We start from the raw sequence: 14,788 nt of genomic DNA on the forward strand, positions 1-14,788 counted from the left end.
TTCCGCGTACCAAAGACGCTATGCGCTTGTGCGCGAAAGGGGCAAGTGAATATCGCCGGGCCGTACACTCGGGGCATGACGGAGACGCAGTGGCATGAGGAACTCCGCGCCAAGGGCTACCGGGTCACCCCGCAGCGCCAGCTCGTCCTTGAGGCGGTCAAGACGTTGGAGCACGCCACGCCCGAGGAGATCTGCGTCAAGGTCCGCGAGACCGCGCGTGGCGTGAACATCTCCACGGTCTACCGGACGCTGGAGCTGCTCGAAGAGCTCGGCATGGTGACCCACACGCATCTGGGCCACGGTGCGCCGACCTACCATCTGGCCGCTGAGGCCGATCACGTGCACCTGGTGTGCCGGGGGTGCGACGAGGTGTTCGAGGTACGGCCCGAGCTGGCGGACGGGCTGGTCAAGGGGCTGGACGAGGAGCTGGGGTTCGTCGCCGACGTGCACCATCTGACAGTCTTCGGACGGTGCCGCAACTGCCGGTAGCGGACGGGAGGACGGCCGCCTCCGGGCGTTCCCGTGACTGTCGTGACTGCTGGGAGTTGGGGCGGTGGTCGTTCACGGGGGGTTGAGCGGCTGCCGCAGGTGGGTGTGTGGGTAGTTGTTTGCCGGTGTTCGGCGAACGCGAGTGGCCGTGCCCGGGCCTTGGGTGGCTGCCTTGGGTACGTGAGTGGTTGCTTCCAGCTGCCGTACGCGGGCGAGTGGGTGGGGGTTTTCGGGCGGTGGCGTGAGTGCCGATAACCTGGAGGGCATGCGTAGCCCTCTGCTCGATCTCCCCGGTGCCGTCGCGGCCGATGGGCCGGATTCCGACGTTGCCGCCCACTACGGCGATCTGTTCGCCGAGCAGCGTGCGCTGGCCAAGGGTGAGGCGGTCGTCGACCGCAGCAACCGTGAGGTGGTCCGCATCTCCGGCGTAGACCGGCTGAAATGGCTCAACGACCTCACCTCGCAGAAACTCGACACCCTGAAGCCAGGCGAGTGGACGCAGACGCTCGATCTCGACCTGCAGGGTCACGTGCTGCACCACCTGACGCTCGTCGACGACGGTGAGAGCATGCTGGCCCATGTCGAGCCGGGCACCGCGCAGAGCCTGATCGACTATCTCGACCGGATGCGGTTCATGCTGCGGGTCGAGGTGTCGCGGGCCGACGACCTGGCCGTGCTGTCCACGGCCACGGAGGACTTCCTGGTGCCGCGCGACGAGCTGCCCGACCACCTGGGCAAGCCGTTGGCGGGGCTGTGGGCGTACGAGGCGCTGCGGATCGAGGCGCACCGGCCGCGGCTGGGGTTCGACACCGATCACAAGACGATTCCCCATGAGGTGGGCTGGATCGGTGCGGCCGTACACCTGAGCAAGGGGTGCTACCGCGGCCAGGAGACGGTCGCCCGGGTGCACAATCTCGGGCACCCGCCGCGCCGCCTGGTGTTCCTGCACCTCGACGGCAGTGTGGACACGCTGCCGGCGCACGGCGATCCGGTGATCTTCGAGAGCCAGGAGGTCGGTGTGGTCGGGTCGGCCGCCCGGCACCACGAGCTCGGGCCGATCGCGCTCGCGGTGGTCAAGCGGACGGTGCCGGCGGACGCGCCGCTGCTGGCCGGTGGGGTGGCGGCCGCGCAGGAGGTCATCGTGCCACCGGACGCGGGACGCAACGTCTCCATCGACCCGGCCCTCCGCCGCCGCATCCGCTGAGGGCTCTCCCGGGGGCAGGCGCCCGGGCGTGGGCGGTCAGAAGTCGAGGATGAGGGTGATCGGGCCGTCGTTGACGAGCGACACCTTCATGTCGGCGCCGAAGACGCCCGTCTCCACGTGCGCCCCCAACTGGCGCAGCTCCTCCACCACGGCCTCCACCAGCGGCTCCGCGACCGGCCCGGGGGCGGCGGCCTGCCACGTCGGCCGCCGTCCCTTGCGGGCGTCCCCGTACAGGGTGAACTGGCTGATCACCAGGAGCGGCGCCGACACGTCCGAGCAGGACTTCTCGCCGTGCAGGATGCGCAGGCCCCAGAGCTTGGCGGCGAGTTTGGCGGCCTCGGCCCGCGTGTCCGTGTGGGTGACGCCCACCAGCACCAGCAGGCCGGGCTCGTCGATGGCCCCGACGGTCTGACCGTCGACCACCACCGACGCCGAACTCACTCTCTGCACCACTGCTCGCATGGCAACCCATTCTGGACCAGGAAGAAGGGTTCGTAGACTCATGCCGAAAGGGGAAGCGAAATGTCGATGATTGTGGAAGTTGTCCGGTCCGGGTTCGTGGAGTCCACGCATCAGGCTCGCATGCTGACGGTGGACGCGGAAGGACGCCCGGTCGAGGCGAAGGGCGCGGTGCATGTTCCCGCGTCGCCACGGTCGTCGATGAAGCCGCTCCAGGCGCTCGGCATGCTCCGTTCCGGGCTCGGGCTGGAGGATGAGCTGCTGGCGCTGGCCTGCGCCTCGCACTCGGGCGAGCCGTTCCACGTGGACGGCGTCAGGAAGATCCTCGCGGGCGCCGGGCTGGAGGAGTCGGCGCTGCTGTGCCCCGAGGACTACCCGTCCGACCGGAGTGCCACGGACTGCGGCCGCGTCTACATGAACTGCTCCGGCAAGCACGCCGCCATGCTGGCCACCTGCGTGCTGAACGACTGGCCCACCGAGTCCTACCTCGAGCCCAAGCACCCGCTCCAGCGGGCGATCCGCGAGACCGTGGAGGACCTGACGGGGGAGCGGGTGGCGGCTTCCGGGGTGGACGGGTGCGGGGCGCCGCTGTTTTTCGTGTCGATGCTCGGCGTGACGAAGGCGTTCAGGGCGTTCCCGATGTCGTCCCCCGACTCGTACGAGCGCAAGATCTTCGACGCGATGAGCACCTACCCCGAGTGGACCTCGGGCACCGACCGCCCCGAGGCCAAGCTGATGCGCGCGCTGCCCGGGCTCATGCTGAAGGCGGGGGCGGAGGCGTTCGACGCGTTCGCGTTCGAGGACGGGCGCGCGGGCACCGTCAAGATCGAGGACGGGTCCCAGCGCGCCCGCGTCCCGGCCACGGTGGCGGCCCTGCGCTCGCTGGGCCTGGACGCGCCGGAGCTGGCCGAGCTGGCCGCACCGCCGGTGTTCGGCGGCGGCCGGCCGGTGGGTGAGCTCCGGTTCCGTTAGAAGGACATCAGAGGGTGCGGAACTGGCGGGTGGCGGAGATGGCGCCCGAGGTCGTCGTGGTGAACGTCCGCATCGACCCGGCGAACTTGGACAGGTCCCACTCCGCGGGCCCGTGGTACCAGTACAGGTTGTCGGACTGGTGGCCGTTCCCCGTGACCGAGGCCACCACCCGCGACCAGTGCTCCACCCCGTCGAAGATCACCGCATAGGGCAGGTAGCGGGAGAACAGCTCCACCCGGTGCTGCTCCGGCACCTCCCCCAGCTCGCCGGAGAACAGGTACTGCCGGAAGCCCATCGTGTGCGCCAGCGCCGCCGAGCCCTTGGCCGTCTTGGCCGGCATGTACTGCCCGCCGACGGCCAGCGCGCCGCCCGCGATGACGACGGCCAGACCCAGCAGCCCGTACGTGGTGAACCAGGCCAGCCCCGCCGTGGCCAGCACGCCGACCGCGATGAGCACCACGCCGATCGTCGTCCACCTGGTGCGCTCGGTGTCGGGCCGGCGGGCGAACCAGCCCTGCTTGACCACGTCGGCGTACAGGGCGTCGCGCACCTTGCCCAGGTGGGCCGCGAACGAGCCGGACAGCTGCGACAGCAACACCGCGTCCCGCCCGTCGAAGATGGCGTCGTACAGGGCGCGCTCGTACGGCAGCAGCGCGTTGACCGGCGCGTTCGGCAGCCTGACCAGCATCCAGTCGGGCGCGTCGTACGTCTGGCGCGGCTGCTCGTCGATCCGCAGGTAGCCGCGGACCGCGAGGTCGACGATCGTCGCGGTCACGTCGACCACGTCGGCCTGTTCGTCCACCAAGGTGCCGATCTGGCCGGGCCGTACCCCGTCGGGCGGGGAGAAGTGGCCGTTCTGCACCGGATCGACCGGGCCCTGCGCGTGGCCGGCGGCCCTGGCGTCACGGCCGCGCGTCCAGTAGAGCAGGGCGACGCCGCCGAGCAGCAGCACCAGCAGGCCGGCCAGGGCGCCGCCGGTGACGGTGTTCAGGGTGAACGCCGAGGCCAGCGAGAAGCGCCTCTCCAGGATGGGGACGCCGGAGCTGGACCCCTTGGGGTAGCCGACGACCACGGTCAGGGCCTGGCTGGGGGCGATGTTCTCCTGCTCGAAGTCGGCCTCGGTGGCCGAGTGGTCCATGGAGGCCGAGGTGCAGCCGATGGCCGAGGTCAGCTCGCCGGCGAAGCAGGACAGGTTCTGGACCTGCCCGGGGCCGTTCACCTTGACCGTCGCCTTGGCGACCTGCTGGCTCCAGCCGTTCACCGCGAACCAGCGCAGCTCCTCGACACCGCCCGAGGTGGTCACCGCCCCCTTGACGTCGTACTCGACCGTTCCGTCGCCCTTCACGGTGAGCACGTCGCCGGCGAGGGTGCCGCCCTTGACGTTCGAGATCTGGTAGACGCGGTCGTTGCCGTCGTCGTACCGCGTCCTGGTGATGAACGTCCGCTTGAGCTCACCCGACGCCCCGCTGATCTTCTCGACCACGTGCAGGGTGCCGTTCTTGCCGAGGGTCATCGTCACCTCGTCCGTGATCCCGGCGCCCGCCGCGTACGCGGGTACGGCGGTCAACGTCAGAGCGGTGGCCCCGAGTGCGGCCATGGTGAGTCTGGTACCCATGGCGGCAAATCGTATCGGTTCGTGACTGTCAGTCCAGCGTGATGCTGGTTGCCGCCCGCTGAACGCTTTCCGGCGAGGCGCCCTGGCCGGAGTTCTCGTGGGCGAGCGCCTGGTTCTGCGCGACGAACGGGCGCATGCGCTCCTCGTACCGGTCGAAGGCCCCGATCGGGTCCCTGCCGAGCTCCTGCGCCAGCACGTACGCCCCCACCAGCGCCAGGCTGGTGCCCTGCCCCGACAGCGGCGAGGCGCAGTAGCCCGCGTCGCCGACCAGCGCGACCCGGCCCTTCGACCAGCGCTCCATCCTGACCTGGGCCATGGCGTCGAAGTAGAAGTCGTCGGCCTTCCACATGGCCTCCAGCAGCTTGGGCACCTCCCAGCGCAGCCCCGAGCAGCGCTCCTGGATCAGGCGCTTCTGCTGCTCGACGTCGCGGTGGTCGTAGTCGATCGGACCCGCGCCGAAGCCCAGGTTGACCCGCATCACGGTGGCGTCCCGGTCGCTGAAGAGGGCGCCTCCCGTGTCGCCCTCGCGGAACCAGGTCTGCCAGTGGTCCAGGCCGAGGAAGTTGTCGGCGGTGAAGATGGAGACGTACGTGCCGAGGTGGTTGAGGAACTGCGCCTCGGGGCCGAAGGTGAGCCTGCGCACGTTGGAGTGCAGGCCGTCGGCGCCGAAGACGTAGTCGTAGCGCCCCCGGCCGCCGCTCTCGAACGTCACGTCCACGCCGCCGGCGTCCTGGTCGAGGGCGGCGATCGAGTCGCCGTACACGTACTCGGCGCCCGAGACCGAGGTGAGGATGGCGGTCAGGTCGTCGCGCATGATCTCGATGTCCGGGCTGTCGAACCGGCCGCCGCTGACCGTCTGCTCGTAGCTGCGCATGAGCTCGTTGCCGTCGCCGTCCACCATGGACATGCCGCGCATGGTCGTCCGCAGAGCCCTGATCTGCTCGATGACGCCCATCTTCGCGACCACGTCCAGCGCGGCGCCCCTGATGTCGATGGCCTGACCGCCCTTGCGCGGGGCCGGGGCCCGCTCGACGAGCGTGGTCTCGTACCCGTGCCGCCGCAGCCAGTACGCCAGGACGGGACCGCCGACGCTCGCGCCCGAGATGAGGACCTTCATGATCTGCTCCTTGTTCGCAGATGTTGACGTTGTACGCTGAATGTACGGAGTACGGACAGCAGCTCGCAAGGGTAAGATGACAAGATCTGTACTAGTACAGGAGGATGGGATGGCAGCCCCCTACGCCGAGATCGTCGCCGACATCAAGCGCCGCATAGCCGACGGCCGGCTCCGCCCCGGAGACCGCGTCCCGTCCACCAGGCAGCTCGCCAGGGACCGGGGAGTCGCCCTGGCCACCGCCGCCAAGGCGCTCGCGCTCCTGGCCCAGGAGGGCGTCGTGGTCGCCGAGCCGCGCGTGGGGACGATCGTGGCGGAGCCGCGCGGGGGCAGGACCACCGCCCGGCGGCCGGAGATCTCAGGCAACGAGATGACGCGGGAGCGCATCGTACGGGCCGCCGTCGAGATCGCCGACGCCGAGGGCCTCTCCGAGCTGACCATGCGCGGCCTCGCCGACCGGCTCGGGATGGCCACCATGTCCCTCTACCGCCACGTGGCCGGCAAGGACGACCTGGTCCTGCTGATGGTCGAAGCCGTCATCGACGAGTTCCCGTTGCCCGTGGAGCGCCCGGAGGGCTGGCGGGCCAGGCTGGAGGTGTCGGCTCGCCTCCAGTGGGCCGGTTACCGGGCGCACCCGTGGATGGCCGGCGTCACCTCGCTGACCAGGCCGCTGCCCTCGGCCAGCCTGCTGAGGCACACGGAGTGGGTCATGGCCGCGCTGGCGGGCACGAGGCTCGACGCCACGGCCAAGATGCACGTGCACACCCTGGTCTACAGCTACGTGCAGGGCATCGCCGCCAACCTCGAGCTGGAGCGGCAGGCCCAGGCCGCCACGGGGCTCAGCGCCGAAGAGTTCATGGCCGGGCAGGAGGAGCACCTGTTCTGGATCGCCGAGTCGAACGACTATCCGGCCTTCGCCGGGGTCGTGGCCGAGCTGGCCGGCGACTTCGACCTCGACCTGGACCGGCTCTTCGAGTTCGGGCTCGGCCCGCTGCTCGACGGCCTCGCCGAGGTGATCGACTAGTCGGAGATCTGGATGCGCAGCCGGCGGAAGCCGCGGCCCTTGCTCTCGATCTTGGCCACCTTGATGTGGCCGATCTGCTTGGTGGAGGCCACGTGGGTGCCGCCGTCGGCCTGGGTGTCGAGGCCCACGATGTCGACGATCCGCACGTCCTGGACGGTCTCCGGGACCAGGTTGGTGGCCGTGCGGATGATGTCGGGGATGTCGAACGCCTCCTTGCGCGGCAGGACGCGTACGTCGATGCGCCGGTCGGCGGCGATCTCGGTGTTGCAGGCGTCCTCGACGGCCTCCTTGAACCCGGAAGGCACCTCGGGCAGGTTGAAGTCCATCCGCGCGCTGAGCTCGTCCATGTTGCCGCCGGTGACGAGGCAGCCGTAGTCCCTGAACACCACCCCGCACAGCACGTGGAGCCCCGAGTGCGTACGCATGAGGGCCGAGCGCCGCTCGTCGGCCACCGCCGCCTCGACCACGGTGCCCACCGGCGGGATCGGATCGCCCTCGGCCGGGATCAGCTGGAGGTCGTCACCCTTGCGCACCCCCACGACGCGCGTCTCCACGCCCTGCCAGATCAGCACTCCGTGATCCGCCGGCTGGCCGCCGCCGCCCGGATAGAACGCCGACCTGTCCAGCACGATCCCCTCGGGCGTCGCGTCCAGCACGACGGCCTCGAAGTCGCGGAGGACCTGGTCGGACAGTTCCAGCCGCTGCGTGCGCCCGTGGAGGTCGTAGGTCATGTCGGCAGCCTAACGCCCGGGTCGATCACCAGGGGCCGTAGGGACCGTTGTTGCCCCGCCCGCCCATGCCCTTGACGGCCGGCTTGACGTCCACGATGTAGATCGTGGCGGCGATGGCCGCAACGATCGAGAAGAAGCCCAGCGCGCCCAGGCCGATGAAACCGGCGCCGCCGACGATGAGGAAGTCGATGAAGTAGCTCCAGGCGCCGCCCACCGAGAACAGCGTCGCCAGCGCCAGGATCAGCAGCCAGATGTTCTTCTGCAGCTTGCCCGCCGAGACGAAAGCGCCGGTCGGCACCCGTAGCGCGTGCACGAGCGCGTACGCCGACATGCCGAAGATGACGGCGGCGAGCACCAGGAAGAGGAGATTGAGGACACTGTTGATCAAATTCATGTTGTTGGCTCCGCACAACGCCGCAATGAAATCGGCTTCAGCCTAATAGGCGACCCTGACAGACGGGCACCCCAAAGCGGAAAGCCCGCCTCCCTCGGGAGACGGGCTTTCGCGTCAGCTCAGCCCCTCGCCTTGGTGGTGCGGGGCTTCCTGGCCGGGGTGGCGGGCTTGGCGGCCTGCGCCACCTCTTCGAGCTCCAGCGCGGCGTCGCCGCTCGTCTTGCTGACGACCCGGCGGCCGCGCGTGGCGAAGTCCTCGTAGGCCTCGGTGGCCCTGCCGGCGAGCTGGTCGGCGTACCCGCGGGCCTTCTCCGGGAACTCCTTGGCGAAGCTCTCGGCCTTGCCGGCGTACACGCGGGCCATCTCCGGCAGGTCCTTGGTCAGCTCGGTGCGGCGCGACTGCAGCCTCTGCAGCTGCTCGGGCAACTCGCGGAGCTTCTCGACCGCGAAGTCGCCGACACCCGCGACGGCGTAGAACGGCTTGGACTCCGTAAGCTTCTTGACCTCGGTTGCGAGCGTCATGGGTTAACCTTCCTTGGTTTCCTGGGTGACGTTGCCGTTGCCGGAGGTCGCCGTATAGGGCTCAAGAGCGGCGAGAAACTCCTCTGACAGCGGTCCGTCGTCCGATCCGGAGTCGTGCCGGGGGCGAGCATTCTGGGAGGTCTGCTCGTCTTCGGCGCGCTTCTCCTTACGGAACGACTCATAGATATCAATCAGCACCTGGCGTTGCCGTTCGCTGAGGTGCGTGTCGGCCCTGATCGCCGTGATGACGTCGCTCGGCGGCTCGCGGTCCTCGATGAGGCCCGCCTGCACGTAGAGCGCCTGCGAGGAGATGCGCAGACCCTTGGCGATCTGGTTGAGGATCTCCGCGCTCGGCTTGCGCAGCCCACGCTCGATCTGGCTCAGGTAGGGGTTGGAGACCCCTGCCGCCGCCGCGAGCTGGCGCAGCGAGATCTTCGCCTGCTGCCGCTGCTCGCGGATGTATTCACCGATCGAGTCGACCTTGGGTAGTGCCATGCCTCATAGTCTGCCCCGTAGTGCTTGCAATTGCAAACAGGACGGTTAACGCCAGCAAGCACGTCAGAGCTGGAAGACCCACAGGAGAGGCGCCGAGGTGACCAACGTCACAGAGAGTGCGATGTAGCCGTAGCGCACCGGGGCGGCCAGCTCGGGACCCGGCTTGATCAGGCGGTCGACCCTGGCCATGACGTGCTTGGCGTGCACGCCGAGCATGCCGTGGGGGGTCGGCATGGCGCCCGCCGTACCGAACCTGAGCAGCGCCGTCGCCAGCCTGCGCGGCGAGCAGTAGCGCCGGGCGCGGTCGTCGGCGGCCATCTCGATGAGCAGCTCCACCTGCGCCTGCGCGTCGGCCACCACCTTCGACCAGGGCAGCGCCCTGCGCAGTGCGGCGAACGGCAGCAGCACCAGGTCGTGCCGCTCGCGCACGTGCGCGGCCTCGTGCGCGAGCACGGCGGCCATCTCGTCCTCCGACAGCAGCTTGAGCGCGCCCTCGCTCACCACGACCTGCGAACGCAGGCCGGGCACGCAGTAGGCGGCGGCGCCGGGGTGGGCGAGCACCCGCACCCCGGGCACGCCGGGGTCGTCGTGGGAGATCAGCGCGAGCAGCATGCGGTGCCTGCGGCGGGCGCGCAGCGCCTGCACACCCGCGGTGAGCAGCACCGCGATCAGCACGGTCAGGGCGGTGAGCCCCGCGATCAGGGCCAGCACGTGCAGCGGGTCCCACGCCTCCAGGGGCGCCTCCCCCCGCGCGAACGCGAACAGCCCGGGCAGCACCCCCTCGCCGTACGGCTGGACCGCGTAGGCGAGCATGGCGCCGGTGGTGGCCAGGCCCCAGGACACCCCCAGGGACTGCCAGACGATGATGGCCAGCCGAGGAGCGCGTGAGGTCCACCGGGCAGTCGTGAAACGCCAGGAGCCGACCGCGCACGCCGTGGCGAGCGCTGCCAGCGCCGCTGCCGTGATCACTCTTCCTCCAGCTCCGTAAGGGCTCTGCGCAGGATCTCCGCCTCCGAGCCCGACACGGCCTGGGCGAAGCGAGTCAGGGCGGCCGATCGGTCGCCCGTCATGTCCAAGGCTTCCAGCATAAGCTCGGCGATGTACGCGTCGCGGCTTTCGGCCGGTTGATATCTCCATGCACGGCCGTCCCGGGTGCGCTGGAGGAAGCCCTTCCGAGTGAGGCGGTCGAGCACGGTCATCACCGTGGTGGGGGCAAGGTCGCGGTCGGCGATGAGCCTGCCGACCTCACGGGCGGTCAGCGCGCCGCTCTCCGCCCAGAGGATGTCCATGATGCTGCGCTCAAGCTCGCCAAGACCCTTCACGCCCTACAGGCTAGCTCTACAACCTGTCGAGCAGGCATTTGGGGCGTGTGAACCACGTCTCCGTGTCGTGCGTATCTCCGTGCATGCGTTGGAGTACAGCGGTTGTGGCCCTGCTCGGTCTGGTGCTGGCGGCCGGGTGCGCGGCCTCGGCGGACAGCACGTCGACGACACACGATCAGGCTGACGTGGTCTTCAGCCAGGAGATGATCACGCACCACCAGCAGACGATCCAGCTGGCCGAGGTGGCGGCCAAGAGCGGAAAGTCCTCGTACGTCCGTGATCTGAGCACCAAGCTCATCGCGGAGGAGAAGGCGGACATCGACATGATGTCGTCGTGGCTGCAGTCCTGGAAGGAGACGGTGCCGCCGGAGCCGACCGACCGGATGGGCGCGGACCTGAAGGCCGGCTCCGGCTTCGACAAGGAGTGGTTGTCGGCGTTGTCGGGCCATCTGGAGCACGGCGTGATGATGGCCGAGACCGTCAAGAAGTCGGGCAAGCACGGGCCCACGCTCGAGCTGGCCGACAAGATCATCAAGGCTCAGAAGGCGGAGCTGGCCGAGATCGCCAAGCAAGCGGGCTGACCCATGGCCAGGGCGTTCCCATCGGTCCCGTCGGTCGCGGCAGGGAAGTCGGCCAGGACCTACGCCGGTGCGGCGGTGGCCGCCGGCGTCGTGGTGCTGGTCGTCGTCCTGCGGTTCGGCGGGGCCATCAAGCCGGAGCTTCCCGGGCTGCCCACCGCCGGGCCGTTCACCGAGTGGGGGCTGCCCCTGGCCCGGTTCTGGTTCGACGTGTGCGCGGTCGGCTGCGTCGGGACGCTCGTCGCCGCCCTCCTGGCCCCCGCCTCCTCGCCCGAGTCCCGAACCTGCCGCCGCGCGGCCGGCTGGTGGGCGCTCGGCTGGGCCATGGCGACCGGGCTGAGCTACGTGCTCACCCTGTCCAACCTCATCCCGCTGCCCGCCGGAGCCCTGCTCGCCTCGCCTGATCTGCTGGAGTTCGGCACCTCGATCCCGCAGACCCAGGCCCTGCTCGTGGTGCTGGCCGCCACCGTCGTCGTGGGGCTCACCTGGCGGCTGCCCTCGGCGGTCCGGCTGGCGGTCGCCGTGTTCGGGTTGCTGCCGCCCGCCTACGTCGGGCATGCGGCCTCCGCGGGTGACCACGACATCGCCGTCTCCGCCCTCATGTCGCACCTGGTGTCGGTCTCGGTCTGGGTCGGCGGCCTGGTCGCGGTGCTCCTCCACTTCCGCAGGTCCCCCGACCTGCCGGCGGTGCTGCCCAGGTTCAGCGCGCTCGCGTTGTGCTGCTTCGCCGCCGTGGCCGTCTCGGGCGTGGCCAGCGCCTGGGTACGGCTCAGCGCCCCGTCCGACCTCTGGCAGAGCGCGTACGGGCAGCTCCTGCTGGCCAAGACCGCGGCCCTCGTGCTCCTGGGCGTGTTCGGCTGGACCCATCGCCGCCGCACGGTCGCGGGCATCGCCGACCGGTCCGTACGCCGGACCTTCGTCCGCCTGGCCACCGGCGAGGTGATCGTGATGGCGGCGGCCGTCGGGCTGGCCATCGGCCTGTCCCGCACGCCGCCACCGCCCGGTGGCGGCGGCGGTCACGACCAGGCCGCCCTGGAGTACGCGCTCGCCCCCTTCACCCCGGGAGCGCTGATCACCGAGCTCCGCCTGGACCCGACCGTCCTGATCCTCCTGATGCTGCCCGCGGTCGCCTACGCGGTCGCCGCGCGCAGGGCGGCCTCCTGGCCCGCCGGCCGCGCGATCGCCTGGTACGCGGGCCTGGCGCTGACGGCGCTCGTGCTGCTCGGCGGGGTCGGGAGCTACGCGCGGGCGATGTTGTCGGTCCACTCGGTCCAGCACACGGTGCTCACCGTCGTCGCCCCGCTCCTGCTCTGCCTGGGCGCCCCGTTCACCGTCGCCGGCCGGTACCGGTTCCTCGCGCATCCCGCTGTCTACTTCGGGGCGTTCGTCCTCCTCTACGGCACTCCCTGGCTGTCGTGGTCGCTGTCCGGCTACGCTCCTCACCTGCTCACCGAGCTCCTGTTCTTCGGCCTCGGGCTGCTGGTGTTCGGCGTCCTGACCCAGGCGGACCCGGTGACGTGGGGCGACCGTGCCCGCCTGCTGGCCGCCGTGACCCTGACCCACCTCGCCGTCGGGACGTATCTGCTGCTCGCGCCCCCGGTCGCGGCCGACTGGATCTCGCTCGTGGCCCCGTCCGGCGCGCCCGGCGTCCTCGCCGACCAGCGCCTGGCCGGAGCCGTGGCCATGCTCCTGCCGCTGCCGGGGCTCGTCCTGCTGGCCGTGCGCATGGCCGGCAGGGGGACCGCGGTGCTGGTGCGGGGCGGCCGTTGATGCCAATCTCGGTGAGATGCGCATCACGTTGGTGAAAGGCGACATCACCGAGCAGCCGACGGACGCCGTCGTGAACGCCGCCAACTCCTCCCTCATGGGCGGCGGAGGCGTGGACGGCGCCATTCACCGCCGCGGCGGTCCGGAGATCCTCGAGGAGTGCCGGAAGCTGCGGGCCGGCCACTACGGCAAGGGGCTGGCCACCGGAAAGGCGGTCGCGACGACGGCCGGGCGCTTGCCCGCGAAGTGGGTGATCCACACGGTCGGGCCGGTGTACTCCATGTCGGTGGACCGTTCGGAGCTGCTGGCCTCCTGCTACCGGGAGTCGCTGCGGGTCGCCGACACGCTGGAGGCCAGGTCGGTGGCCTTCCCCGCGATCTCGACCGGGATCTATGGCTGGCCCATGGACGACGCCGCGCGGATCGCCCTGGACACGGTCCGGCAGGCGGACACGTCCGTGGAGGACGTCCGCTTCGTGCTGTTCGACAGCGCGGCCTACGCCGTGTTCGAGGCGCGCCTCTGATCGCGGGGATCCACCGCCGAGAACGGGAGGGTCAGCTCGCCGAGCCGCCACCGGGCCGGGCCGCCGAGCGGCGGCCGCCCGGCGACGGGCCAGGAGCCCGACAGCGCGCGCACGGAGGCCATCCACCGCTGCCGCAGCCCATGGGCCCCGTACGGCGCGCTCACCGCCCACGCGTGGTCGAAGTCGCTCAGGAACGCATGAATCCGCTCGCCCGGCACATTCCGGTGGATGAGGGTCTTCGGCAGCCGGTCGGCCAGGTCAGAAGGCCGCTCGAAAGCATCGAAACGGGCCGAGAACGTGATCGTCTGGGGCCCTTCCGGAGAGAGCCCCACCCAGATCGCGCGCCGCCCGTTCTCGGACGAGGTCCCCTCGACCAGGACGCCGCCGGGGGCGAGCCGGCCTCTGAGCACGTCCCAGTAGTGCCACGCCTCGGCCTCGCCGTACTGCCTGAGGACATTGAAGGCCCGCACCAGCGTCGGCGGGCGCCCGACGGGCAGCTCGAAGCCGCCCAGCCGGAAGCTCAGGCCCTCCCGCTCGTACGGCTTGGCCACCGCCACCCTCGCCGGGTCGATCTCGATCCCGACCACCTCGACGCCGGGGGCCACCCGGCGCAGGCGGGTGAACAGCTCCAGCGTCGTGGTGTGCGACGCCCCGTACCCGAGATCCACCACGAGGGGGCGTTCGGCGGCCCGCAGCAGCCGGCCGTGCGCGGCGGCGATCCACCGGTCGGAGCGCCGCAGCCGGTTGTGCCCGGTCGTGCCCCTGGTGATGGCGCCGACCGGTCTGCCCCCCGCCTTGGCGGCCCCGGCCGGTCTAGCCACTGACGCGGTGCACCTTGTGCTGGGCGGCCTGGGCCCGCGGGCGGATGATCATGCGGTCGATGTTCACGTGGGCGGGGCGGGTCACGCACCAGGCGATCGCGTCGGCCACGTCGTCGGAGGTCAGCGGGCCGGGCACGCCCTCGTAGACGCGCGCCGCGGCCGCCTCGTCCCCGCGGAACCGGGTGACCGCGAACCCCTCGCTCTGCACCATGCCCGGCGCGATCTCCACGATCCGCACCGGCTGCCCGACCAGCTCCAGGCGGAGCGTCTCGACCATCGAGGTCTGCGCGTGCTTGGCCGCGACGTAGCCGCCGCCGCCCTCGTACGACACCAGGCCCGCCGTCGAGGTCACCATCACCAGCACGCCGTCGCCGGACTCGACGAGCTTGGGCACGAACGCCTGGGTCATGCGCAGGGAGCCGAGCACGTTCACCTCGTACATCTGCTGCCAGTCATCCAGGTGCCCCTCCGCGACCGATTCAAGGCCGAGGGCGCCACCGGCGTTGTTGATCAGCACGTCACACCGCTCAAGCGAGTCCGCCAGCGCGTCGACCGACTCCTGGGAGGTCACATCCAACGTCACCGGCCTGATCGAGGGCACCTCCGCGGCGAGCTTGTCGAGCCGCTCGCGCCGCCGCGCGCCCGCCACCACCTCGAAACCCTCGGCGGCGAGCCGCCGCGCGGTCGCCTCGCCGATCCCACTGCTCGCCCCGGTCACCACAGCCGTTCTCCGCATGCTCCTCATCCTGCCAGCCCTCC

The 14,788-nt window shown here is 70.6% G+C and carries 18 protein-coding genes; 7 read left to right on the plus strand and 11 right to left on the minus strand.

Translation table 11 applies throughout. From position 1 onward, the window contains the following. Positions 1-75 precede the first annotated feature (75 nt). Together AB0J87_RS00800 and AB0J87_RS00805 are read left to right on the plus strand one after the other, a co-directional pair. Entirely contained in the window at positions 76-489 is a 414-nt protein-coding gene (locus tag AB0J87_RS00800; protein WP_185070409.1) for a Fur family transcriptional regulator, read from the plus strand. A 265-nt stretch (positions 490-754) separates the two neighbouring features. After that, complete coding sequence (locus tag AB0J87_RS00805; protein ID WP_363962074.1) at positions 755-1,693, plus strand: folate-binding protein; 939 nt, start codon at positions 755-757, stop codon at positions 1,691-1,693. A gap of 36 nt (positions 1,694-1,729) precedes the next feature. On the opposite strand, the gene dtd is transcribed toward AB0J87_RS00805, so the two are convergent. After that, complete coding sequence (dtd, locus tag AB0J87_RS00810; RefSeq protein ID WP_357725373.1) at positions 1,730-2,155, minus strand: D-aminoacyl-tRNA deacylase; 426 nt, start codon at positions 2,153-2,155, stop codon at positions 1,730-1,732. A gap of 60 nt (positions 2,156-2,215) precedes the next feature. Here dtd and AB0J87_RS00815 point away from each other — a divergent pair, with 60 nt between their 5' ends. Then, positions 2,216-3,124 carry an asparaginase gene (locus AB0J87_RS00815; RefSeq protein WP_363962075.1) on the plus strand — a complete coding sequence of 303 codons (909 nt, stop codon included), beginning with the start codon at positions 2,216-2,218 and terminating at the stop codon, positions 3,122-3,124. A gap of 7 nt (positions 3,125-3,131) precedes the next feature. On the opposite strand, the gene AB0J87_RS00820 is transcribed toward AB0J87_RS00815, so the two are convergent. Together AB0J87_RS00820 and AB0J87_RS00825 are read right to left on the minus strand one after the other, a co-directional pair. Continuing rightward, positions 3,132-4,739, minus strand: a complete 1,608-nt coding sequence (locus AB0J87_RS00820; protein ID WP_363962076.1) for a DUF2207 domain-containing protein — start codon at positions 4,737-4,739, stop codon at positions 3,132-3,134. A gap of 28 nt (positions 4,740-4,767) precedes the next feature. Next, positions 4,768-5,856: an FAD-dependent monooxygenase gene (locus tag AB0J87_RS00825; protein ID WP_363962077.1), complete on the minus strand. Its 1,089-nt coding sequence runs from the start codon at positions 5,854-5,856 to the stop codon at positions 4,768-4,770. A gap of 109 nt (positions 5,857-5,965) precedes the next feature. On the opposite strand from AB0J87_RS00825, the gene AB0J87_RS00830 reads away from it, so the two are divergent. Continuing rightward, on the plus strand, positions 5,966-6,877 hold the full coding sequence (locus AB0J87_RS00830; protein WP_363962078.1) for a TetR/AcrR family transcriptional regulator C-terminal domain-containing protein: 912 nt from the start codon (positions 5,966-5,968) through the stop codon (positions 6,875-6,877). Here the strand turns inward: AB0J87_RS00830 and AB0J87_RS00835 are convergent. The 6 genes from AB0J87_RS00835 to AB0J87_RS00860 all read right to left on the minus strand — a co-directional run bounded on the left by AB0J87_RS00835 (position 6,874) and on the right by AB0J87_RS00860 (position 10,340). After that, a complete protein-coding gene (locus AB0J87_RS00835) occupies positions 6,874-7,608 on the minus strand; it encodes an alanyl-tRNA editing protein (RefSeq protein WP_363962079.1) in 735 nt (244 codons plus the stop codon). The two genes, AB0J87_RS00830 and AB0J87_RS00835, sit on opposite strands and share 4 nt — an antisense overlap. A gap of 25 nt (positions 7,609-7,633) precedes the next feature. Then, on the minus strand, positions 7,634-8,002 hold the full coding sequence (locus AB0J87_RS00840) for a DUF2516 family protein (RefSeq protein ID WP_192789781.1): 369 nt from the start codon (positions 8,000-8,002) through the stop codon (positions 7,634-7,636). 119 nt (positions 8,003-8,121) lie between these two features. Next, on the minus strand, positions 8,122-8,523 hold the full coding sequence (locus tag AB0J87_RS00845; protein WP_363962080.1) for a hypothetical protein: 402 nt from the start codon (positions 8,521-8,523) through the stop codon (positions 8,122-8,124). A 3-nt stretch (positions 8,524-8,526) separates the two neighbouring features. Then, positions 8,527-9,018, minus strand: a complete 492-nt coding sequence (locus AB0J87_RS00850) for a helix-turn-helix domain-containing protein (RefSeq protein WP_363962081.1) — start codon at positions 9,016-9,018, stop codon at positions 8,527-8,529. 63 nt (positions 9,019-9,081) lie between these two features. Beyond that, positions 9,082-9,987 carry a M56 family metallopeptidase gene (locus tag AB0J87_RS00855; RefSeq protein WP_350733240.1) on the minus strand — a complete coding sequence of 302 codons (906 nt, stop codon included), beginning with the start codon at positions 9,985-9,987 and terminating at the stop codon, positions 9,082-9,084. Continuing rightward, positions 9,984-10,340, minus strand: a complete 357-nt coding sequence (locus AB0J87_RS00860) for a BlaI/MecI/CopY family transcriptional regulator (protein WP_357725389.1) — start codon at positions 10,338-10,340, stop codon at positions 9,984-9,986. Before AB0J87_RS00860 ends, AB0J87_RS00855 begins: the two co-directional genes overlap by 4 nt. A 104-nt stretch (positions 10,341-10,444) precedes the next feature. On the opposite strand from AB0J87_RS00860, the gene AB0J87_RS00865 reads away from it, so the two are divergent. From AB0J87_RS00865 to AB0J87_RS00875, 3 genes are read left to right on the plus strand one after another with little or no spacing between them, the layout of a single operon-like run. Continuing rightward, entirely contained in the window at positions 10,445-10,921 is a 477-nt protein-coding gene (locus tag AB0J87_RS00865) for a DUF305 domain-containing protein (protein WP_363962082.1), read from the plus strand. A gap of 3 nt (positions 10,922-10,924) precedes the next feature. Next, on the plus strand, positions 10,925-12,688 hold the full coding sequence (locus AB0J87_RS00870; RefSeq protein ID WP_363962083.1) for a cytochrome c oxidase assembly protein: 1,764 nt from the start codon (positions 10,925-10,927) through the stop codon (positions 12,686-12,688). A gap of 16 nt (positions 12,689-12,704) precedes the next feature. Continuing rightward, positions 12,705-13,208, plus strand: a complete 504-nt coding sequence (locus AB0J87_RS00875; protein WP_350733246.1) for an O-acetyl-ADP-ribose deacetylase — start codon at positions 12,705-12,707, stop codon at positions 13,206-13,208. Here AB0J87_RS00875 and AB0J87_RS00880 read toward each other — a convergent pair. Then, a complete protein-coding gene (locus AB0J87_RS00880) occupies positions 13,181-14,029 on the minus strand; it encodes a class I SAM-dependent methyltransferase (protein ID WP_363962084.1) in 849 nt (282 codons plus the stop codon). The genes AB0J87_RS00875 and AB0J87_RS00880 overlap by 28 nt on opposite strands. After that, the gene (locus AB0J87_RS00885; protein ID WP_363962085.1) at positions 14,022-14,765 is read right to left on the minus strand and encodes an SDR family NAD(P)-dependent oxidoreductase; all 744 of its coding nucleotides are present in this window, start codon (positions 14,763-14,765) and stop codon (positions 14,022-14,024) included. The genes AB0J87_RS00880 and AB0J87_RS00885 overlap by 8 nt, the downstream gene beginning before the upstream one ends. Between the last annotated feature and the right edge of the window lie 23 nt (positions 14,766-14,788).

It is taken from the genome of Nonomuraea sp. NPDC049625 (genome assembly GCF_040675285.1).
In the GTDB taxonomy this organism is placed as follows: domain Bacteria; phylum Actinomycetota; class Actinomycetes; order Streptosporangiales; family Streptosporangiaceae; genus Nonomuraea; species Nonomuraea angiospora_A.